General features: G+C 67.3%; 16 protein-coding genes. 8 read left to right on the top strand and 8 right to left on the bottom strand.

The window, feature by feature from the left end; genetic code table 11:
• Positions 1 to 64 precede the first annotated feature (64 nt).
• Positions 65 to 1,501 (bottom strand): NADP-dependent phosphogluconate dehydrogenase, encoded by a 1,437-nt coding sequence (gnd, locus tag JOF55_RS03610; protein ID WP_310269535.1) that lies wholly within the window; start codon positions 1,499 to 1,501, stop codon positions 65 to 67.
• Between the two features lie 177 nt (positions 1,502 to 1,678).
• On the opposite strand from gnd, the gene lspA reads away from it, so the two are divergent.
• Both lspA and JOF55_RS03600 read left to right on the top strand, forming a co-directional pair.
• Positions 1,679 to 2,377: a signal peptidase II gene (gene lspA, locus JOF55_RS03605; protein ID WP_374727214.1), complete on the top strand. Its 699-nt coding sequence runs from the start codon at positions 1,679 to 1,681 to the stop codon at positions 2,375 to 2,377.
• The gene (locus JOF55_RS03600) at positions 2,374 to 3,306 is read left to right on the top strand and encodes an RluA family pseudouridine synthase (protein WP_310269529.1); all 933 of its coding nucleotides are present in this window, start codon (positions 2,374 to 2,376) and stop codon (positions 3,304 to 3,306) included. Before lspA ends, JOF55_RS03600 begins: the two co-directional genes overlap by 4 nt.
• A 70-nt stretch (positions 3,307 to 3,376) precedes the next feature.
• On the opposite strand, the gene JOF55_RS03595 is transcribed toward JOF55_RS03600, so the two are convergent.
• Both JOF55_RS03595 and JOF55_RS03590 read right to left on the bottom strand, forming a co-directional pair.
• The gene (locus JOF55_RS03595) at positions 3,377 to 4,042 is read right to left on the bottom strand and encodes a DedA family protein (RefSeq protein ID WP_310269526.1); all 666 of its coding nucleotides are present in this window, start codon (positions 4,040 to 4,042) and stop codon (positions 3,377 to 3,379) included.
• A 107-nt stretch (positions 4,043 to 4,149) separates the two neighbouring features.
• Entirely contained in the window at positions 4,150 to 5,220 is a 1,071-nt protein-coding gene (locus tag JOF55_RS03590) for an Lrp/AsnC family transcriptional regulator (protein WP_310269521.1), read from the bottom strand.
• A 315-nt stretch (positions 5,221 to 5,535) separates the two neighbouring features.
• Here JOF55_RS03590 and dnaE point away from each other — a divergent pair, with 315 nt between their 5' ends.
• Together dnaE and JOF55_RS03580 are read left to right on the top strand one after the other, a co-directional pair.
• Positions 5,536 to 9,135, top strand: coding sequence for a DNA polymerase III subunit alpha (dnaE, locus tag JOF55_RS03585; RefSeq protein WP_310269518.1), 3,600 nt, complete (start codon positions 5,536 to 5,538; stop codon positions 9,133 to 9,135).
• Between the two features lie 124 nt (positions 9,136 to 9,259).
• On the top strand, positions 9,260 to 10,483 hold the full coding sequence (locus JOF55_RS03580) for a cytochrome P450 family protein (RefSeq protein ID WP_310269515.1): 1,224 nt from the start codon (positions 9,260 to 9,262) through the stop codon (positions 10,481 to 10,483).
• Between the two features lie 60 nt (positions 10,484 to 10,543).
• Here JOF55_RS03580 and JOF55_RS03575 read toward each other — a convergent pair whose 3' ends face one another.
• A complete protein-coding gene (locus tag JOF55_RS03575; protein WP_310269512.1) occupies positions 10,544 to 12,550 on the bottom strand; it encodes an arabinofuranosyltransferase in 2,007 nt (668 codons plus the stop codon).
• A gap of 208 nt (positions 12,551 to 12,758) precedes the next feature.
• On the opposite strand from JOF55_RS03575, the gene JOF55_RS03570 reads away from it, so the two are divergent.
• Positions 12,759 to 13,376, top strand: coding sequence for a DUF2567 domain-containing protein (locus tag JOF55_RS03570; protein ID WP_310269510.1), 618 nt, complete (start codon positions 12,759 to 12,761; stop codon positions 13,374 to 13,376).
• 129 nt (positions 13,377 to 13,505) lie between these two features.
• On the opposite strand, the gene JOF55_RS03565 is transcribed toward JOF55_RS03570, so the two are convergent.
• The 3 genes from JOF55_RS03565 to JOF55_RS03555 all read right to left on the bottom strand — a co-directional run bounded on the left by JOF55_RS03565 (position 13,506) and on the right by JOF55_RS03555 (position 16,103).
• Positions 13,506 to 14,570, bottom strand: a complete 1,065-nt coding sequence (locus JOF55_RS03565) for a DUF8017 domain-containing protein (protein ID WP_310269507.1) — start codon at positions 14,568 to 14,570, stop codon at positions 13,506 to 13,508.
• A 102-nt stretch (positions 14,571 to 14,672) separates the two neighbouring features.
• On the bottom strand, positions 14,673 to 15,350 hold the full coding sequence (locus JOF55_RS03560; protein WP_310269504.1) for an LON peptidase substrate-binding domain-containing protein: 678 nt from the start codon (positions 15,348 to 15,350) through the stop codon (positions 14,673 to 14,675).
• 45 nt (positions 15,351 to 15,395) lie between these two features.
• On the bottom strand, positions 15,396 to 16,103 hold the full coding sequence (locus tag JOF55_RS03555; RefSeq protein ID WP_310269502.1) for an NUDIX hydrolase: 708 nt from the start codon (positions 16,101 to 16,103) through the stop codon (positions 15,396 to 15,398).
• 154 nt (positions 16,104 to 16,257) lie between these two features.
• Between JOF55_RS03555 and nadA the strand changes: the two genes are divergently transcribed.
• From nadA to nadC, 3 genes are read left to right on the top strand one after another with little or no spacing between them, the layout of a single operon-like run.
• Entirely contained in the window at positions 16,258 to 17,346 is a 1,089-nt protein-coding gene (gene nadA, locus JOF55_RS03550) for a quinolinate synthase NadA (RefSeq protein ID WP_310269499.1), read from the top strand.
• Positions 17,343 to 18,968: an L-aspartate oxidase gene (locus JOF55_RS03545; protein WP_310269496.1), complete on the top strand. Its 1,626-nt coding sequence runs from the start codon at positions 17,343 to 17,345 to the stop codon at positions 18,966 to 18,968. The genes nadA and JOF55_RS03545 overlap by 4 nt, the downstream gene beginning before the upstream one ends.
• 26 nt (positions 18,969 to 18,994) lie before the next feature.
• Positions 18,995 to 19,852: a carboxylating nicotinate-nucleotide diphosphorylase gene (gene nadC, locus JOF55_RS03540; protein ID WP_374727376.1), complete on the top strand. Its 858-nt coding sequence runs from the start codon at positions 18,995 to 18,997 to the stop codon at positions 19,850 to 19,852.
• Positions 19,853 to 19,974: 122 nt separating this feature from the next.
• On the opposite strand, the gene JOF55_RS03535 is transcribed toward nadC, so the two are convergent.
• Positions 19,975 to 20,766 carry a carbon-nitrogen hydrolase family protein gene (locus JOF55_RS03535; protein ID WP_310269490.1) on the bottom strand — a complete coding sequence of 264 codons (792 nt, stop codon included), beginning with the start codon at positions 20,764 to 20,766 and terminating at the stop codon, positions 19,975 to 19,977.
• Positions 20,767 to 20,935 lie beyond the last annotated feature (169 nt).

Here is a 20,935-nt window from a genome sequence, read left to right as displayed (position 1 = left end):
TACGAAGTGAGTGAACGGAGCTTTCGTCCCGTCGATGCGGGGGAAAGTTCCGTTCACTCCCGCCTCAGGCTTCGTGTTCGGTGCGGTCGGCAGCCCACTCGGTGTGGAACACCCCTTCGCTGTCGGTGCGCCGGTAGGTGTGCGCGCCGAAGAAATCTCGCTGACCCTGCACCAGCGCTGCGGGAAGCCGGGAAGCGCGCAACGCGTCGTAATAGGCCAGAGCGGTCGAGAAACCGGGGACCGGGATGCCCAGACTCGTGGCGGTGGCCACGACACGGCGCCACGAGTCCTGCGCCTCGTCCAGAGCCTGCTGGAAGCCGGTGTCGGTGAGCAAGGTCGGCAGTGTCGGGTTCGCCTCGTAGGCGGCACGGATCCGGTCCAGGAATTCGGCTCGGATGATGCAACCACCGCGCCAGATGGCGGCGACCGCGCCGAGATCGATGTTCCAGCCGTATTCGGCGCTGCCCGCCTGGATCTGATTGAAGCCCTGGGCGTAGGCGACGATTTTCGATGCGTACAGCGCCTGCTCGACGTCGGCGACGAACCGGTCGGCCTCGTCCTCGGGAACGCCGGAGCCGCTCGGACCCGGCAACCCCTGGGCGGCCTCGCGCAATTCGGCGTGGCCGGACAGCGAACGCGCGAATACCGCCTCGGCGATCCCGCTGACCGGGGTACCCAGCTCCAGGGCGGACTGCACCGTCCACCTGCCGGTACCTTTCTGCTCCGCCTGATCGAGTACGACATCGACGAACGGCTTGCCGGTTCGTGAGTCGGTGTGTCCCAGGACTTCCGCGGTGATCTCGATGAGGTAGGAGTCCAGCCGCCCGGTGTTCCAGTGCAGGAAGGTCTCGGCGATGGCACCGGGCTCCCGGCCGAGGCCGTGCCGGAGCAGATCGTAGGCCTCGGCGATCAGTTGCATGTCGGAATACTCGATGCCGTTGTGCACCATCTTGACGAAGTGGCCTGCTCCGTCCGGGCCGACGTGGGTCACGCACGGGGTGCCGTCGACGTTCGCGGCGATGTCACCCAGCAGCGGCGCCAGTTCGCTGTACGCGGTTTCCGAACCTCCGGGCATGATGCTGGGACCGTGCAGGGCACCTTCCTCACCGCCGGAGACACCCGAGCCGACGAAGTGCAGGCCGCGCTCGGCCAGGGCCGCTTCCCGGCGCCGCGTGTCCTCGAAGTTGGCGTTGCCCGCGTCGACCAGGATGTCGCCGGAGTCGAGCAGTGGGGCCAGTTCGTCGAGGACGTCATCGGTGGGCTGTCCTGCCTTGACCATCACGACCAGGCGGCGCGGACGTTCGAGTGCATCGACGAGCTCCCGGTGCGAGTAGGTCGGCACGAAGGTGCCCTCGCTGCCGAACTGCTCGATGAGGTCGTCGGTTCGTTCGCGTCTGCGGTTGTGCAGCGCGACCGTGTACCCGCGCCGGGCGAAGTTACGGGCGAGATTGCGTCCCATCACGGCGAGACCGGTCACACCGATGTGTGCCTGATCGGTCATTACGTCCCCTCGTTTCGGGTCGGCAAGCGGATACCTGGCCAGGTTATCGGTGCGGCAGCATGTCGCGCTTGGCCGTGCGGGCCGACGCCGAATCGGTTTGTCCCGGATTCCTGCTGTGTGACCGTGCCGCTGCACCCAGTGTGGCCGATGCGAACGGCGTGTGCGGGTTCGGGGACAATGGCCGCTGTGAGCACCGAACAGTCCGAACCCGAGCAGCCCGAGCGCGCCATGTCCGAGCATGGCTCCGCGCCGGAGGAGACGCAGGAATCGCCATCCCGCCCCGGACCCCACCGCCGACGCGTGCTGGGCCTGCTGTTCGGCATCGCCGGCGTCCTGCTGGCACTCGACATCGTCACCAAGAGCCTGGCGGTGGCGCATCTGGAAGGTGAGCCGCCGGTCAAGCTGCTGGGTGGTGCTTTATACCTGGTGCTTTTCCGTAATCCTGGTGCCGCGTTCAGCCTGGCCACCGGCTTGACCTGGCTGCTGGCCCTGCTGGCGATCGTGGTTGTCGGTGTCATCATCTGGCTGGCGCCGAAGATGCGCTCGACCGGTTGGGCGGTCGGAATCGGCCTGGTGCTCGGCGGGGCGTCCGGCAACCTGGTCGACCGAATCTTCCGGGAACCCGCGCCACTGCGGGGCCACGTCATCGACTTCCTGTCGGTGTTCGCCCCGGACGGCAGCGTGTGGCCGGTTTTCAACCTCGCGGACTCGGGGATCGTGTGCGGCGGCATTCTGGTCGTGCTGCTGTCGCTGCTGGGATACGACTACGACGGCACGGTGCACCACCGCAGGAGCAAGCAGCGGCCTGCCGAGCAGAGCGGCAAGAACGATGGCCACAGCGACGCGGATAACGACGCGGATGAGGACAAGCAGTGAGCGAATCGCGGACGCTGCCCGTGCCCGACGGACTGGACGGAATGCGCGTCGATGCGGGGTTGGCCAAGTTGCTCGGGATGTCCCGCAGCGCTGTCGTCTCGCTGGCCGAATCCGGCGACGTGCGCGTCGATGGGGCGCCGGCCGGAAAATCCGACCGGTTGCTGGCCGGGGCCTGGCTGGAAGTGGACCTGCCTTCGGCCGAGAAACCGGCCGAGGTGACCCCTGAGCCGGTCGAGGGGATGACGGTCGTGCACGAGGACGAGGACCTCGTCGTGGTGAACAAACCGATCGGTGTCGCCGTGCACCCCAGTCCCGGCTGGGAGGGGCCGACCGTGCTCGGCGGTCTGGCGGCAGCCGGAATCCGGGTCGCCACTTCCGGCGCGGCGGAACGCCAGGGAGTCGTGCACCGTCTCGATGCGGGAACGACCGGTGTCATGGTCGTGGCCAAGAGCGAGTACGCCTACTCGGCACTCAAAGGCGCCTTCAAGGAACGGACGGTGGACAAGCACTACCACGCGTTGGTGCAGGGCCATCCGGACCCGAGCAAGGGCACGATCGACGCGCCGATCGACCGGCATCCGCGCCACGACTACAAGTTCGCCGTGGTCACCGGCGGCAGGGAAAGCGTCACGCACTACGAGATGGTCGAGGCCTTCCGCGCGGCCTCCCTGGTCGACGTCAAGCTGGAAACGGGGCGTACCCACCAGATTCGGGTGCACTTCTCGGCCATGAAGCATCCCTGCGTCGGTGACCTCACCTACGGTGGCGATCCGGCGCTGGCCCGCAAGCTCGGCATCACCAGGCAGTGGCTGCACGCGTACTCGCTCGGATTCGAACACCCCGGCCACGGACGCCGGGTCACTTTCGACAGCGACTATCCGCCCGATCTGCAGCACGCACTGGACCTGCTGCGCGAACAGGACCACTAGAGGCTCCGGCAGTAGGAACTGCCGGAGCCTCTACCAAGTCGGTCCGCCGCACGGGGAAATCCGTCGGAACTCAGTCCCGCACGGCCGTGGTGGAGGTTTCCTCCGAGGAGTCCGGATTTTCCGACAGGTCCGCCGATAAGCGTCTACTGCGGAGGTGGCGGACACCTTCGATCACTCCGGCGACCACCATCGCCATGCCGATGCCGAGCAGCACGCCCAGGAGCGGTTGGCGCTGGAAAGTGATTCCGCCGACGTAGCCGACCAGGGTGAAGTAGGTGGCCCAGCACGTGACTCCGATGCCGGTGAACAGGGCGAACGAGGCGCGTGGGAAGCGGACCGATCCTGTCGTCAGGGTGGCGGCCGTACGGCATCCGGGAATGAACCGGCAGATGACCAGCACGCCGCCGCCGCGTTCGTGCAGCGCCCTGCTTGCCCAGTCGAAGGGCTTACGTTTGCGGGATCCGGGCCGCATCCGGTCGATCAGCCGGCCACCGGCGGTATAGCCGATCGCGTACGACACGTGGTCTCCCACGAAGCCCCCCAGGGCACCCACTGCGATGACCGCCGGCAGGTTCGGGTTGCCGGACGCGGCGAACACCCCGGAGGTGACGACCAGTGTTTCGCCGGGGATGGTGGGAAAGAACCCGTCGATGGCCACGAACACGAAGACCGCGAGATAGAGCCACGGCGATCCCATGGCGCCGTTCAGCAGGCCGACGACATCGATCGTGATCACATCCCAGGGTCGGTCTCCGATACGTTGCGCCCCGACGTCAGGCGACGCGGGCGGGCGGATCCTCGGTGCGCGCCCTCGACATCACCGCACGACAGTCGGGAAAACCCCTAGAGGTCGGTGATGTCCCAGGTGAGGGTGCGTGGTCCGTCGCCGGGCCGCAGCATCCACCGTACTGCGGAGAGCGTGGTGCTTTCCGACAATACGTAGACGGTGTGCCCGCCTGCCGTCTCACCGGGGGAAACCCCGATTTGGTGGGGTGGACGGGACGACAACGACATCGGAGCCTTGGCGATCGCCGAACCGTCCTCTGCCACCAATACCAGATACAGGTCCGGCAGCGAGGTGAACGGCATCACCCCGCCATTGGTCAGTTCGGTGTGCACGACCACGGCCCGTTGCCCTTCCTGCAGCTCATGACCGGCGGCGCTGAACAGGAAGTCGGCGGGATCGACCACCTCCACCAGTTTGATGCCGATCCGCTCACCCTCGAGTCCCTCGATCTCGAGCGTGCTGCCGACGGTACCGCTGCGAGGTGGAGGCGGCGGAGGAGATGGTGTCTGCTGGGCCGCCGGGGCACCTGCGGCCGCCTGACTGTTCCCGCGGACCCATGAGGCCGAACCGGGTGGCCCCCAGGTGCTCCCCGCTTGGTGCGGCCCCGCTTGCGGGGGAGCAGGATTCGGTCCGGGAGCCTGCTGCGGGACCGGACCGCTACCGGGTGGAAAGCCACCGGGGCCGAGCGGTTGGGGCGGGGACTGCGGAGCGGCGGGTTGTTGGGCGGCGGGCTGTTTGCCCGGATGCGGGCCGCTCTGACTGGGGTAGGGACCGCTCGGGTAGGGGCCGCTGGGATGGGGACCGCTCGGCCCGCTGTGGACGGGATGTCCACCGCTGAAGCCACCGGACTGCGGGTCGGCGGGGCGGGAACCCCCGGGGCCCACCGGGTACGGGCCGCTGGATTGATGCCCCCATGCACCGGCGGTGGCCAAGGCGTGGCGAATGCCCTGGGGATCACACTCCACCCCGACAAGAAGGGGGAGCCCGCTGGTGGACAGTGCCGCGAATCGCGCGGCGACGTCGCGGACGTCCATGCCGAGGTGACCTGCGATCTCGTGCACTGCTGCGCGGCCCGTCTCGGCGATGAAGGTCAGCAGACGTATGTCCACGGGGTCAGGTGCGGTCACGTCCGGCCACGCTACCTGCCGAGCGGGGGCACGATGCCGGGCGGGCGGTCTCCGCGGACCGGTCCGTGTGTCGGCGTGTGAGCCCGGATCCGCTACCGCATCCGGCACGCGCGACACGCTCGGGGAGGTCTCTCCGCGTGGGTCGGTCCTCGGGGTTAGTCTGGCTCAAGCCGCCGCCGGAATCCACGTTGCCGGAACCGCGCTGCCGGAACTCACGTTGTCCGGTATGCACTCCCGAGAGCATGTGTCGATCCGCGTCGGCTGCCACATCGTGAATGCGAGCGCTGCCCCGCTCTCGGAAGGGAGACCTCAATCGTGCCTGCTGATTCCTTCGTTCACCTGCACGTGCACACCGAGTACTCGATGTTGGACGGTGCGGCGAAGGTCGGTGCCCTGTTCACCGAGGCCCAGCGACTCGAGATGCCCGCCGTGGGCATGACCGACCACGGCAACATGTTCGGTGCCGACGAGTTCTACCAGCAGGCTAAGAAGACGGGCATCAAACCGATCATCGGCATCGAGGCATATGTCGCGCCGTACAGCCGCTACCACAAGAAGCCGGTGTTCTGGGGGGAGTCGAAGCAGCGCACCACCGACGAGTACGGCGAGGGCGGTGACGTCTCGGGTGCGGGCGCCTACACCCACATGACGATGCTGGCTCGTAACGGCACCGGTCTGCGCAATCTGTTCACCCTGTCCAGCCGTGCCAGCTTCGAAGGTACTTACCGCAAACCGAGGCTGGACCGGGAGCTGATCTCCGAGTACGCCGAGGGCATCATCGCCACCACCGGGTGTCCTTCCGGTGAGGTGCAGACCCGGCTGCGTCTGCGGCAGTACCGCGAGGCGTTGCAGGCCGCGTCGGACTACCGTGACATCTTCGGGCAGGAGAACTTCTTCCTGGAGCTGATGGACCACGGTCTGCGGATCGAGCAGTTCGTCCGCGAGGACCTGCTCAAGATCGGCAAGGAACTCGGCCTCAAGCCGCTGGCCACCAACGACAGCCACTACGTCACCGCCGATCAGGCCGAGTCCCACGACGCGCTGCTGTGCGTGCAGTCCGGTAAGACCCTCAACGACGAGGACCGCTTCCAGCTCAACGGCAGTGGCTATTACCTCAAGTCCGCCCAGGAGATGCGCGACTACTGGGATGCCGAGGTCCCCGGTGCGGCCGACAACACGCTGCTGGTGGCCGACATGATCGAGCCCTACGAGGACGTGTGGTCGTTTCAGGACCGGATGCCGCGTGTGACGGTCGAGCACGGCAAGACCGAGCGTGACGCGCTGGAAGAGGAGGTTGAGCACTACCTGCCCAGTCGCTTCCCGGACGGCGTCACCGAGGAGTACCAGGAGCGGATCAAGCTCGAGATCGACGTGCTGGACACCAAGGGCTACTGCGCGTACTTCCTCGTCGTCGGCGACGTCACCCGGTGGGCGAAGTCGCAGGGCATTCACGTCGGCCCCGGTCGTGGCTCGGCGGCGGGATCGCTGCTGGCCTACGTCCTGCACATCACCAACCTCGACCCGATCGCGCACGGGTTGATCTTCGAGCGCTTCCTCAATCCCGAGCGCGACTCGCCGCCGGACATCGACCTCGACTTCGACGACCGCCGCCGCGACGAGGTGCTGCAATACGCCATCGACAAGTACGGCAAGGACAAGGTCGCTCAGGTCATCACCTTCGGCAAGATCAAGACCAAGGCCGCGATCAAGGACGCCGCGCGCGTGCACCACGGCCAGCCCGGTTTCGCCATCGCCGACAAGATCTCCAAGGCTCTGCCCGCACCGGTCGCGGCCAAGGACATTCCGCTGTCCGGCATCACCGACCCCGAGCACGAGCGCTACGCAGAGGCCGCCGAGGTGCGTGGCCTCATCGAGTCCGACCAGTCCGTCTCGCAGATCTTCGACACCGCCCGGGGATTGGAAGGCCTGATCCGCAACGCGGGCGTGCATGCGTGTGCGGTCATCCTGTCCTCCCAACCGCTGATGGGGACGGTGCCGCTGTGGATGCGTGACGACGGTTCGGTGATCACCGGTTGGGATTACCCGAGCTGTGAGGCCATCGGTCTGCTCAAGATGGATTTCCTGGGATTGTCGAACCTGACGATTCTCGGTGACGCCCTGCAGTCGGTCCGCACCAACCACGACCTCGAGATCGACCTGTCCACCCTCGCGCTGGACGACCCCAACACCTACTCACTGCTGGCGCGCGGGGAGAGCCTGGGCGTGTTCCAGCTCGAGGGTGGCGGCATGCGCGAGCTGCTCAAACGCCTGCGGCCGACCGAGTTCACCGACATCGTGGCCGCCAATGCCCTCTACCGGCCGGGTCCGATGGAGGTCAACGCGCACCTCGACTACGCCGACCGCAAGAACGGCCGCAAGCCCGTCGAGCCGATCCATCCGGAGCTGGAGGAGCCGCTGCGCGACATCCTCGCCGAGACCTACGGCCTGATCGTCTACCAGGAGCAGATCATGGCCATCGCGCAGAAGGTGGCCGACTACAGCATGGGGCAGGCCGACATGCTGCGCCGTGCGATGGGCAAGAAGAAGAAGGAAGTTCTCGACGAGGAGTTCGAGAGGTTCCACCGGGGGATGGTCAACAACGGCTACACCGAGGAGGCCATCAACGCGCTGTGGACCACGGTGCTGCCCTTCGCCGGGTACGCGTTCAACAAGTCCCACGCCGCCGGTTACGCGCTGGTGGCCTACTGGACCGCCTATCTCAAGGCGAACTACCCGGCCGAGTACATGGCCGCACTGCTGACCGCCAACGGCGACAACAAGGACAAGATGGCGGTCTACCTCAGCGAATGCCGCCGGATGGGCATCCGGGTCCTGTCTCCGGATGTCAACGACTCGCGGGACACCTTCACCCCGGTCGGTTCCGACGTCCGCTTCGGTTTGACTGCCGTGCGCAATGTCGGTTCGAACGTGGTGTCCTCGATCTGCAAGGTGCGCGAGGAGAAGGGTCGATACGCCTCGTTCACGGACTTTCTGGACAAGTCCGAGACGACCGCCTGCAACAAGCGGGTCATCGAGTCGCTGATCAAGGCCGGTGCCTTCGACTCGCTCGGGCATACCCGGATGGCGCTGACCCAGCACCACGAGGCGGCGGTGGACGCGGTCATCGGACTCAAGCGGCAGGAGGCGCTCGGTCAGTTCGACCTGTTCGGATCGGACCCGTCCGAACAGAGCAGCGCGGAAGCCTCGCCGTTGGCGCACCTGACGTTCACCTCGCAGGAATGGCCGCGTAAGCAGCTGCTGTCCTACGAACGCGAGATGCTGGGCCTCTACGTCTCGGCGCACCCGCTGGACGGTGCCGAGCGGCTGCTGGCGCCGTACCAGGACACCGGGATCGCGGAACTGGTCGGTGGGGACCGTTCCGACGGTGGCGGTAAGGACGGCAAGGATCCGCAGGTCAAGATCGCGGGCATGATCTCCGGTATCCAGCGGCGGATCAACAAGAACGGCCACCCGTGGGCGATCGTGAGTCTGGAGGACCTCGATGCCAGTGTCGAGGTGCTGTTCTTCCCGAAGTCCTACGAGATGTTCTCCGACTGCCTGGTCGAGGACACCGCGATCGCCGTCAAGGGCCGCATCAACGAGCGGGAGGGGGCGATCAGCGTGTTCGCCTCGGATGCGGTGCCGGTGGACATCTCCACGGCGGAGACCGATCCCGGGGCCAGCCCGGCGTTCGTCATCAAGGTTCCGGTCAGCAAGGTGGACCGGCCCTTGGTGACCGAGCTCAAGCGCACCCTGCAGGCGCATTCCGGGACCGTGCCCGTGCACGTCAAGGTGCAGGGTCCCCGGGGCATCACCCGCCTGGCGTTGTCCAGCGACTACTTCGTCTCCACCGACAACGGCCTGCAAGGAGAACTGAAGGGGCTGCTCGGCGCGGGCTGCTTCGACGCAGTGTGACCCTCGCGAGGTGATCGCCGGTGTTGTTGCTCGGACGAGGGTTCTTTCAGCGTCGGGATGACAGTTGGCGATAAACGGTGTTCACTGGAGATGGCAGCTTGTTTGGCGATCCCGAAAGGCCGGCATGTCCATCACCGAGCATCACTCGCACGCCGAAGTCCCCGTCCTCGACAACGATTTCGTGCAGGATCCGCACGTGCGGTATGCGCAAATGCGCGCCGACGCTCCCGCGCAGCGGGTCGTCACCGTGGCCGGAATGCCGGTATGGGTGGTGACCCGCTACGCCGAGGCCAAGATGGCACTGGCGGATCCCAGGTTCAGCAAGGATTTCCAGCGGATGCGGGGCTTGCTGGACAGCCAAGTCCAGCCGGGCCAGTCACGGCCGGAGTTCGCCGACTCGATTCAGGCACACATGCTCAATATGGATCCGCCGGACCACACCCGCCTGCGCAAGTTGGTGATGAAGGCGTTCACCCCTCGCCGGGTGGAGGCATTGCGACCTCGGATCGAGGAGATCACCGCGGAGCTGCTCGACGACATGGCCGATCGTTCCGAGGTGGATCTGCTCGATGCGTTCGCGTTCCCACTGCCGATCCGGGTCATCTGTGAGCTGCTGGGAATCCCCGAAGATCGCAGAGACGAGTTCCGTACGTGGTCGAACACGCTGGTGGGCAGCGACCCCGATGCGGCCCAGCAGGCAGCGGGAGCAATGGCCGCCTACCTCATCGAACTGATCGAGCAGAAACGCAGGCAACCGGCGGAGGACCTGATCACGGGTCTGATCGAGGCAAGCGAGGACGCCGACCGGCTCAGTGAGCAAGAGCTGATCAGTATGGTGTTCGTCCTCCTGGTCGCCGGGCACGAGACGACGGTGAACCTGATCGGCAACGGCGTGCTCGCGCTGCTGCGCAACCCCGAGCAGTTCGCGGCGGTGCGGGCCGACCTCGAGCAGGTGCCCGCCGTGATCGAGGAAACCCTGCGCTACGACGGGCCGGTCAACCTGGCCACACTGCGCTTCACCGCCGAAACCGTGAGGCTGGGGGACGTGGAGATTCCGGAGGGTGAACTCGTCCTCGTATCGCTGAGTTCGGCCAACCGGGACGAGGACAAGTATCCCCGAGCGCAGGAGTTCGACCCGGACCGTTCCACCACCGGACACCTGGCTTTCGGGCACGGTATCCACTTCTGCGTCGGTGCGCCGCTGGCCCGGCTGGAGGGGCAGATCGCCATGCGCCGATTGATCGAGCGGTTCCCGAACCTGTCCTCGGCTGTCGCCGCCGACGACGTCCAGTGGCGCTTCAGCACTCTGATGCGGGGGCTGGAGACCCTGCCGGTGCGGCTGGGGTGAGCCGGCCGGGTGGCCGGTACATTTCGCGAGAAATGTACCGGCCACCCGGCCCCTACACCGTCACCGCAGGGCGATGACGGTGTAGGGGCCGACCTCGCGCTGTACGAAGGCAGGGGAGTCGAACACCTCCGCGTCGAAGTACACGGTGTAGTTGCGCACGTTCGGCTGCTGCGGGAACGCGTCGGCGTTCAGCGTCAGAGCGAGTGTGTCCTCGCCGAGAGGCGGTTTCGAGGACTCGCTTCCCGACGTCGTGTCCCGGCTCTCCTGCTTCCTCTCGTGCCGGAGGACGAACACGTTCGGCGGTGGAAATTCGCTGCGGTCGAGCCGCCGTAGCAGTTCCCGGGAGCTGTCGGCTTCGGCCCACTTCCGGATCGTGGCTGCTCGCTGCCGGTAATGGGCCAGTGGGTTGGCATAGTGCGGTGTCTCCTGCTGGAAGCTCCAGTACGGCTTGAAGGACAGCACCGTGTAATTCGTGGTGAGCAGGATGTTTTCCTGTGGCTTGCGTCCGGTCAGAGTCCCGATCGTGGTGATGAGTTCGTCCAGATGGGCGTTCGGCGCGCTGGGGTCCTGTCGGCCCTTCGCATTGGTGCCTGTGGGGTAGTAGTCCTCGTAGGCGTTCGTGAGGGGGGTCTTCAGTGAGTCGCCGATCGCCGACTGGGTGATCGTGATGGCTCCGAGAAGTCCGAGTGTGCATGCCACGCCGGTGATCCGGAAGGCATGGCGGGTGTCGAGGGTGCGTCGTAGGTAGCCGATCAGTCCCCACAGGCCGAGCACCCCGCTCGTGGCCAGAACCACATCGAGGATCACGTTGAGCCGGAATGCCAGCAGGGTCGTCTCGGCGATGAGGGCGAGCGTGGACAGGGCGAACCAGCAGTAGACGGACACCACCACCGTGAGCAGTGCGGCAGCGATGTGGTTGCTGCGGCAACGCAGCAACAGCCAGACGAGACCTGCCAAGCACAGCACGCCGAACGCGTTCGCCTCGGTCATCGGCAGGGGGAGGAAAGCACTGTTCTCGGGCAGGTAGTGCTGGGCGGCACTGCGGTGGAACAGGCCGCCCGAAAGAAGAAACGGCAGCCATACGATCAGTGAGATCGCACCACTGAGCACGCCGATCGGCAGCAGTCGCAGGAGCAGCCGTTTGATGGTCGAGCCGACGGAACTGCCCTCGCGAACCCGGAGGATCCCGATGAGCACCGCCATGGTGACGATCAGCAGGACGCTGAAGCCGAAGTGCAGGGTGTACGTGATCGAGGCGAACCCGACGAAACAGCCGATACCGAGCAGCGTCCGAGGCGCGGCTTGCTCACGGCGCAACGCGCGCCAGGCGAGTACGGCAACGGGAGGCAACCACGCCGCCGACGGCCATGCGTAGGGTTCCATGATGCCGTGCAACATGCCCGCCAGGCTGGTGGCCAGCGCCACCAGTACGGCGATCCTGCGCCGCAGGACCACACTCCACAGCGTGAAGGCGACCACGCCGGTCACCGCAATCCAGGCCAACGCATACGGTTTGTAGGCGGCCCAGCCTTCCCAGCCGATCAGGTCGGCGAAGCGCCCACCGAGCCAGAACCAGCCACTGGGGTAGTACGGCGCGATGTCGGCGTAGTTCATGTCGGCCAGCGCCGGCGAGGAAGCCATCCGGGTCATGTATTGCATCCGGAAGGCGTTGTCGGCTTCGGAGCCGCCGAAGTAGAAGCGGGTGGACTGCAAGGGCAGTGCCAGAGCCAGTGTGCTGAACGCCGTCAGCGCCATCCAGGTTCCCACCAGGCGCAGCGTTCGTGGCACTCGGTGGTGGGGCTGTTCGAAGGCCGCCAGGAGGAACAGCAGCGTGAGAACGAGTGCGCTGCCGACCGCCGCGAGGGCTTCGGGGGCGTAACTGGGCTCGCCGATACCGATCCGTGTGATCGCGGACTGCAGAGCCAGCCCGAGCACGGCTGCGAAGACGGAGCCCAGCAGCAGTTCGATCACCGTATGGCGCAGCGACAGTCTGGTGGGTGACTCGTGGTCCGGCTCATCGGTCCTGTCCGGTCCGGTCAGTGTGGGGAGGGGCAAGATTCCCGCCACTGTGCTCGTCCTTCGGCGATGGGAAACAACTCCGGTCGGCGCAGCATAGTCCACGCGGATCGGGGCGCCTCGTACGACGAGAGGATCGCCGCCGTCTGCGCTGCTCGGCGAGTGTGGGCGTACACACTCGCCGATGGCCGCCGTGGCCGATGCCGGGAGCGCTAGGGTACTCGTGCGGAAGCCAGCCGAGTGTGTGAGGAGGCCACGGGTGCCGCAAGGACCGGTCGAGGCGCAGGGTACGCGTGCGATGCCGATGCGAGTACCACCCGCAGAGCCGCAGGATGACTCCCCTGCGGTTCGGCCGCCGCGGGTCCAGACTTCCCGGGTGGTGGTCAAGGCCGCTCTGTTGCCCGCGCTCGGCGTGTTGTTGCTGGTGTCCCTGCTCGGCGTGCCGCTGGGCGGGCTGTGGTCGCTGCTGGCTCCACCCCAGGAGAGCGTGGTGGCCGGCGGCGGCGAGTTGGTGCCGGTTCTGGTGGAGAGCTATCACCGTTTCGACGCCTTGGCGATCTTTCTGCTGCTGAGTTCGGCGACCGGAGTGTTGACCGGTGCCGCGCTGTGGATGTTGCGTGGGCGGCGAGGGCCATTGGCGCTCATCGGGGCGGTGCTCGGGTCGTTGCTCGCGGCGTGGCTGGGTATGCGGCTGGGCGTGGTGCTCGCGGCCGGTGCCTACCCGATGCCCGAGAATCCGCAGGCCGGAGATGTTGTCGTGGTGGCACCGAAGCTGAGCAACCTCACGGCGGTGGTGTGTCAACCGCTGGCGGTGGCCTTGGTCTACGGTCTGGCCGCCTCCTGGAACAGCCTCGACGACCTCGGCCGCAGAAGCTGACAGTGGTGAGCCCGCTGCCCAACGGCGATGTGTACCGACCGCGGGAATACATCACCTCCACGGCGTACAAGCTTGCCGTGGAGGTGAACGAGCTCTCGGAACTCCGGGAATCAGTGTGGCTCGGTTGTCTCAGTCCAGCCAGCGCACGGACGTGAGGCTGCGGTTGATATCGGCGGGCGGGACGGCACCGGGCACGCCCTGATCGGCGATACCGATCATCAGTGCGGCATCGCTGCCGTCGTTACCGCCGATGGCCAGGATGCTGACGAACACGCTGGGCGGGCTACACGGTCCGGGCTCGGCGGGAATGATGGTCCCGGAGAAGATCGTCGCGTCGACCCGGCCGCCGTCGAGAGTGACCGACTTGGCGGGGTTCCTCGTGAGCCGGGGAAGCTCTCCCGCCGCGGTACCCCAGCCCATCCGGGCCCACTTCCGGAAGGCATTGTTGGCTGCTGTGGCGGGGTCCGGGCTGTCCGAACCGGTCAACCCCACGCGAGCCCGGAACGATAGATCCTCCTCGGGACAGAAGTCCCGCTTGTAGGAGGAGTAGCCACTCATCGTCACCTTCTCGGAGCCGTCCTCGAAGCCACTGAGCGAGCCGGTTTCCGGCTCCCAGCCCGGTGGGATGTCGTAGGCGATCCCGAATTCGAGCAGGGCCATGCCCTGCCAGCCGTCCACCACCGGGGCCACCGGTTTGCGCACGTTCTCGGTCTTGGAAGCGGGGGCGGTGGCCGAGAGCGGCGCCGACGGTGTCGGTGCCGTGGGTGGGAGGGCTTCGCGGGTCGTGGTGGTGGAGGTTGCCGGGGCCGCCATATTCCCGGAGCCATCGCCATCGCCTGCTACGACGATGGTGGTGGTGACGACGATGGCGACCACCATGACCGCCGCGGCGACGATCCCCGCGATCAGCGGGGCGCGGTTTTTGTGTGCGGGCTCGGGCTGTGGGTAGCCGGTGACGATGCTGGGGCGGGGCTGCTGTGGACGGGTCTGTTCGAACACCCCGAAACCCTGGTACTGCGTGCCGGACGAACCCGGAGGGTGGGGCTGTTCCTCGGGGTGCTTCTGCCCCGTGGGGTACCCGGTGTAGCCCGCCGGGGTGTTCGGGTTGATGGGCTGCCCGGTGATCGGGTCGTAGTACTGCTCGGATCCGTGGTGGTACTGACCCCAGTTGCCGGGCCCTCCGGGTGACGACATGACCATGATCGTAACCAGTGACGCTGCGATCACGGTCTCGGTCGTGGGGAGAGGGTTGGAGTTTCGGGGAAAACTTCAACCCACCAAGGAATCGGATACGCGCTAGTTCTCGCTGGCGTGCTGGGCGAACTCGGCCAGCGGAGCCGGGACCGCCCGCAGTTCCCGCAGGAGCTCGGCTTCGCGGAGAAGGAGCTTGCGCACCATTCGCAACCGGGCCACAGGGTCGGTTTCGGCGAGCAGGTTCTGCCGGTCCTCGCTGCTGAGCACGCAGTCCTCGGCCAGGACGTAGGCCAGCTCGTCGGCCCCGACATCCGGCGGAGCCTCGTGTCCTTCGCTGCGCAGGCCGGTGCTGTGGTAGCGCTCGTGTGCCGCGCGGGCGGACGCGGCGAGCCGATCCCGGAGACGTTCGGAGTCCTGTTCGGGCTCGGTGTCGGCGAGCCATTCGACGCGGGCCATCAGATACGGGGCGGCTTCGGTGTCGATTTGCAGCAACCGGAAGCGGTGCTCTCCCGTCCCGGAGATGTCGTAGCGTCCTTCGGGGAGCTGGTGTATGTCATCCAGCACCACCGAGCAGCCGATGTCGTGCATCGACTCGACGTTGTCCGGGCCGACCTCCCAGCCCTGCTTGATGCCGATCACGCCGAACCGGTGGTCGGGTACCACTTCTTTGGCGAGATCGACCACGAGCTGGCGGTACCGCGCCTCGAAGATGTGCAGCGACAGTGCGCTGCCGGGAAGCAGGACCGTACCCAGCGGGAACAACGGGATCGTCTCAATCACGCGTCCAAGTTACGTGCGGTTGCCGTGTCCTGGCCAACGGGTCGATCAATGCAGCGGTGGCCGCAGTACCGCGAACGGGTCGGTGATCTGCAGATCACGGGAGGTGAACCGGAACAGCGCTGGCGGCCTGCCTCCGCTGGGGCCCGCGGACACCGTCCGGCCGGTGGCCTGGAGGGCGCCACGCCGGGAGAGCACCCGTTGCAGGTTGGTAGCGGCCACTCGGTAGTCCAGGGCCGCGGAGTAGATACCGCGAAGTTCGGAGAGGGTGAACTCGGCAGGAGCCAGGGCGAAACCGATGTTGGTGTAGGACAGCTTGGCGCGCAGGCGATCCCGGGCGGCGAGCACGATCGACTCGTGGTCGAAAGCTGTCGCCGGTAAGTGCCCGACCGGCTGCCACTGGGTGTCCGCCGGAATTTCGGGGTCGGTGTTGGAGGGAACGAGGCCGAGGAACGCGGTGGCCACGATCCGGCGGCCGGGAACGCGCTCGGGAGCGCTGAACACGGAGAGCTGTTCGACGTGGGTCAGTTCCTGGACATCGACCTTCTCGGCGAGTTGGCGCCGGATCGATGCCTCGACATCCTCGGTGGCGGCGAGTCTTCCTCCGGGCAGTGCCCAGCGATACCGGTGCGGCCCCTGCGCTCGCTGCCACAGCAGCACCTGAAGCCGCTCGTTGCGGATCTGCAGTACGCCCGCGAGGACTTCGTGACCGGCGTCGCCGTGGTCGGTGCCGGGCTGCGTGTTAGGATGAACCACGTTTTCGATTCTAAGGCGAAAACCGGCGAACGAAAAACCGGAGAACGACAACCACGAGGTGAACCCTCCCGGAGGAAGCGACCCGGTCGCGGCAGGCGGGAGTGAATCGGAACTCGCCGGCACCCGGTCGGCGACTTTCGGTGAGGAGGACGAGATGGCCGCCAGAGCTGCCGCTACCACGGAGAACCTGTCCGCAGGGGCGGGTATCGGCACCGTGGAGCGGACCGAAGCGGGCTATGTCGGGGTCCAGGCGGATGCCGAGTGGAGCAGGGAGATCCGGCGTCTGGCCGAGGAGCGCGACGCCGTACTGCTCGCACACAACTATCAGCTTCCCGAAATCCAGGATGTCGCCGACCACACCGGCGACTCGCTGGCGTTGAGCCGGATCGCCGCGAGCAGTGCGGCGAGCACGATCGTGTTCTGCGGCGTGCACTTCATGGCCGAAACCGCCAAGATCCTCAGTCCGGACAAGACCGTGCTCATCCCCGACGAGCGTGCCGGGTGCTCGCTGGCCGATTCCATCACCGCCGAGCAGCTGCGCGAGTGGAAGGCTACCTTCACCGAGGCGGGCAGGCCCGCGCCCACGGTCGTGTCCTATGTGAACACGACCGCCGAGGTCAAAGCGGAAACGGACATCTGCTGCACCTCTTCCAACGCGGTGGACGTGGTGCGCTCGATCCCGGCCGAGCAGGACGTGCTGTTTTGCCCGGACCAATTTCTCGGTGCGCATGTCAAGCGTGAGACCGGCCGCGAGAACCTGCACATCTGGGCCGGAGAGTGCCATGTGCACGCCGGGATCAACGGCCCCGAACTGGCCGACAGGGCCGCGGCGAACCCCGAGGCGGATCTGTTCATCCACCCGGAATGCGGATGTGCGACATCGGCGCTGTACCTGGCCGGGGATGGCAACCTGCCGGAGGATCGGGTCAAGATCCTGTCCACCGGCGGGATGCTCGACGCGGCACGGGAAAGCGCAGCGCAGCAGAACGGTCCGCATTCCGTGCTGGTGGCCACCGAGGTCGGCATGCTGCACCAACTTCGCAATGCCGCCCCGGAGATCGACTTCCAAGCGGTCAACGACCGCGCTTCCTGCCGGTACATGAAGATGATCACTCCGGCAGCGCTGCTGCGCTGCCTGCGTGAGGGTGCCGACGAGGTCGACGTGCCCGCCGAGGTCGCCGAACGCGGGCGCGGAGCGGTCGAGCGGATGGTGACCATCGGCAGGCCGGGGGGCGGCGAATGAGCTGGGAGGCCGCGGCGGACCTGGTCGTCGTCGGCACCGGAGTCGCCGGGCTCACGGCCGCGCTCCGGGCGCGCGAACGGGGACTGCGGGTTCTGGTCGTGACCAAGGACGTGGCGCCTGCGGGCAGCACCGGCTGGGCACAGGGCGGTGTCGCCGTGGTGCGCCCGGACGAGCACGACGAGGGCGACAGTGTGCACCGGCATGTGCGGGACACGCTCGAGGCGGGCGCGGGACTGTGCTCGCGAGCGGCCGTGCGCGCGATCCTCGGCGACGGTGCCGACGCCGTCAGCCGCCTGCGCGCTGCCGGGGCGCGCTTCGACACTGCAACCGACGGCGTGCTCGCCCGCACCAGGGAGGGTGGCCACAGTGCCTTCCGGGTGATCCACGCGGGCGGGGATGCGACCGGATCCGAGGTGCAGCGCGCGCTCGGGACCGCCGCTGCCGACGGTGGCGTGCCGGTGCTGGAGCAGCACTGCGTGGTGGAGCTGGTGCACGGCGACAGCGGTGCCCTGGCCGGTGCGCTGGTGCTCGACGCGGACGGGCGGCCCGGTGTGGTGCACGCCCCGGCCGTGCTGCTGGCCACCGGTGGGCTCGGACAGCTCTACGGTGCGACCACCAACCCCGAGGTGGCCACGGCCGACGGTGTCGCACTGGCACTGCGGGCGGGGGCGTCGGTCGCCGATCTGGAGTTCGTCCAGTTCCATCCCACAGCGCTGTACACGCCGGATGGCGCGCGAGGAAGACGCCCGCTGATCACCGAGGCGGTGCGCGGCGAGGGTGCCGTGCTGATCGACGCCGAGGGGCGGCGTGTGATGGCCGGGCAGCATCCGCTGGAGGATCTCGCGCCCAGGGACGTCGTCTCGGCTGCCATCAACCGGCAGCTCACCGAGACCGGGGCCACCGGAACGGGTGGCGACTGTGTCTACCTGGATGCCACCGTACTCGGCGCCGGCTTCGCGGATCGATTCCCGACCGTGTATGCGGCGTGCCGTGCCGCCGGAGTGGATCCGGTCCGGGAACCGATCCCGGTGACGACCGCGGCGCACTACTCCTGCGGTGGCGTGGTGTCCACTGTAGAAGGTCGGACGACGGTTTCCGGGCTGTATGCGGCGGGTGAGACGGCCTGCACCGGTTTGCACGGTGCCAACCGGCTCGCCTCGAACAGCTTGCTGGAGGGGCTGGTCGTCGGTGCGCGAGCGGCGGAGGCCGTGGCGCGAGACCTGCGCAGTGGCACCCTCCCGCGTTCAGCGGCCGGTGCGGGGGCAGCCGTCGTTCCCGCTGCCGCGGTCACCGATCGTGACCTGCTGCAGCGCACGATGAGCCGGTACGCGGGCATCGGACGCACGGCCGCGGGCATGGCGACCGCCTCGGCGGAACTGGACCGCGCGAGCGTGGTTCGTCCGCTTGAGACTCGCCAGGCCGTGGAGGATTCGGCGCTGACGTTGACGGCACAGGCAGTACTGGCTGCGGCGGATATCCGTACCGAATCGCGGGGATGTCACCGCCGTCCCGATTTCCCGGACACCGACGATGCGCACTGGCAACGCAGTATCGTGCTGCGCCTGGACGTGTCCGGGTGGCTGATCCGCACCGACGCCGAGGAGTGGGGGAGAGCAGCGTGACACTGTCCGAGGCCACGGTGAGCAACCTGGTCGCGGCGGATCTGGATCCGGCCGAAACGCAGGCGCTGGTGCGTGCCGCGCTCGCCGAGGACCTGCGGTACGGCGCGGATGCCACCACGGAGGCGACCGTGCCCGCCGACTCCGTCGCCGATGCCGCTTTCAACACCCGCCATGCGGGCGTTCTCGCCGGGTTGCCGCTGGTGCTGCTCGTGCTGGACGAGGTGCTCGGTGTCGACGGCTACGAGATCGTCTCCGTGCGGGCCGACGGTGACGGAGTGGAGCCCGATACGGAGGTGCTGCGCCTGCGTGCGCCCGTGCGCGGGTTGCTCACCGCCGAGCGCACGGCGCTGAACCTGCTGTGCCACCTGTCCGGTATCGCCACGGCGACCGCTGCGTGGGTGACGGCAGTGGACGGTACCGGATGCCGAATCCGGGACAGCCGCAAGACGTTGCCGGGACTGCGCCTGCTGCAGAAGTACGCGGTGCGCTGCGGCGGTGGGGTCAACCACCGCCTGGGACTCGGCGACGCGGTGCTCATCAAGGACAACCACGTGGTCGCTGCCGGTTCGGTGGCAGCGGCACTACGTGCCTGCCGGAAGCATGCTCCGGACCTGCCACTGGAAGTCGAAGTGTCCACCCTGGACGAACTGGCGGAAGTGCTCGCCGAGGGCGCGGAATCGGTACTGCTGGACAACTTCACCCCGGAAGGGTGTGCGGCGGCTGTTCGGCGCACGACCGAGACCTCGCCGCGAACCGAGCTCGAGGCATCGGGCGGACTGTCCCTCGAGGTGGCGCGCGCCTACGCCGAAACCGGAGTGCACTATCTCGCCGTCGGCGGCCTGACCCATTCCGCACCCGGCCTCGATATCGGTTTGGACATGTAGCACCTGTCCGGTTGACCTCGGTGGGGATTGAAGTTTTCCTCTTGGACTTTAACTCCCTCCCCAGGGGACAGGGCGCGCAATTTTGTCGAGAACCGACGCGACATGCAAGCAGTGGGGTCGCTTCAGAACCGTCGGTTGGCCAGGACGGGCAGGGTGCGGCGGGCCTGCTCGGCTTCCGCCGGGTCGAGGTCGACGACGAGAACGTCGGGTGAGTCGGCCAACTGCTCGTGGAGCACACCGAGCGGGGTGGCCACGGTGCTGTAACCGATGCCGGTCGGCGCCTTGCTGCTCGGCTCCCGGTCCACGCTGCGCGGGTCGGCCTGGCCACAGGCCACGATCCAGGATGTCGAGTCCAGCGCGCGAGCCCGCACCAGCAGTTCCCACTGCTCGCGCTTGCCCTCGCCCGCGCCCCACGAGGCCGGAATGACGATGATCGAGGCGCCCTGCTCGGCCAGGGTCGTGTACAACCCGGGAAAGCGGATGTCATAGCAGGTGGTGACGCCGATCGTGGTGCCACCCAGCTCGGCGGTCAGCGGCTGCTCGCCCGCGGCGACGGTCCGGGATTCGGTGAATCCGAAGGCGTCGTAAAGGTGGATCTTGTCATAGTGCGTGTCGAGTGCCGGTCCGGTGACCAGCATCGTGTTCGTGACGCGCCCGTCGGAGGTGGGGGTGAACATGCCCGCGATGACGGTGATCCCCGCATCCGCGGCCAATCGCCGCACTTCGCCTGCCCAGGGACCGTCCAGTGGCTGGGCGAGCGGGCCGAGCGGCACGCCGAAGCAGGCCATCGTGGCTTCCGGAAACACCGCGAGTTCGGCACCGGCTTCGGCAGCCCGGCGCACACCGCCTGCGACCAGCTCCAGATTCGCCTCCGGGTCCGGGGTCGACACGATCTGACACAGCGCGATCCGCACGCGAAACCTCCATTCCGGCCGGAGCCGCTGCCTGATCCACGGCTCTCCGGCCACGCCGCCATCCTGCCCGAGACCGTACACGCGGGCGAGCAACACCGGAGTCGGGAAAATCTCACAGTCGAATGGTTGTTGCCAGTAAATTGCATCAGTGTTTAAGCTCGGTCCGTGA

Origin of the sequence: Haloactinomyces albus, assembly GCF_031458135.1 — a bacterium.
Lineage (GTDB): Bacteria > Actinomycetota > Actinomycetes > Mycobacteriales > Pseudonocardiaceae > Haloactinomyces > Haloactinomyces albus.
The sequence above is the reverse complement of the archived record's forward strand: the minus strand, read 5'-3'. Positions and strand labels throughout refer to the sequence as shown.

Bases quoted from the DNA above. Each gene is read 5' to 3' on its own strand.
- nadA (WP_310269499.1), top strand. From the start codon at position 16,258: ATGGCCGCCAGAGCTGCCGCTACCACGGAGAACCTGTCCGCAGGGGCG.
- JOF55_RS03580 (WP_310269515.1), top strand. From the start codon at position 9,260: ATGTCCATCACCGAGCATCACTCGCACGCCGAAGTCCCCGTCCTCGAC.
- gnd (WP_310269535.1), bottom strand. From the start codon at position 1,501: ATGACCGATCAGGCACACATCGGTGTGACCGGTCTCGCCGTGATGGGA.
- lspA (WP_374727214.1), top strand. From the start codon at position 1,679: ATGGCCGCTGTGAGCACCGAACAGTCCGAACCCGAGCAGCCCGAGCGC.
- JOF55_RS03545 (WP_310269496.1), top strand. From the start codon at position 17,343: ATGAGCTGGGAGGCCGCGGCGGACCTGGTCGTCGTCGGCACCGGAGTC.
- JOF55_RS03565 (WP_310269507.1), bottom strand. From the start codon at position 14,570: ATGTCGTCACCCGGAGGGCCCGGCAACTGGGGTCAGTACCACCACGGA.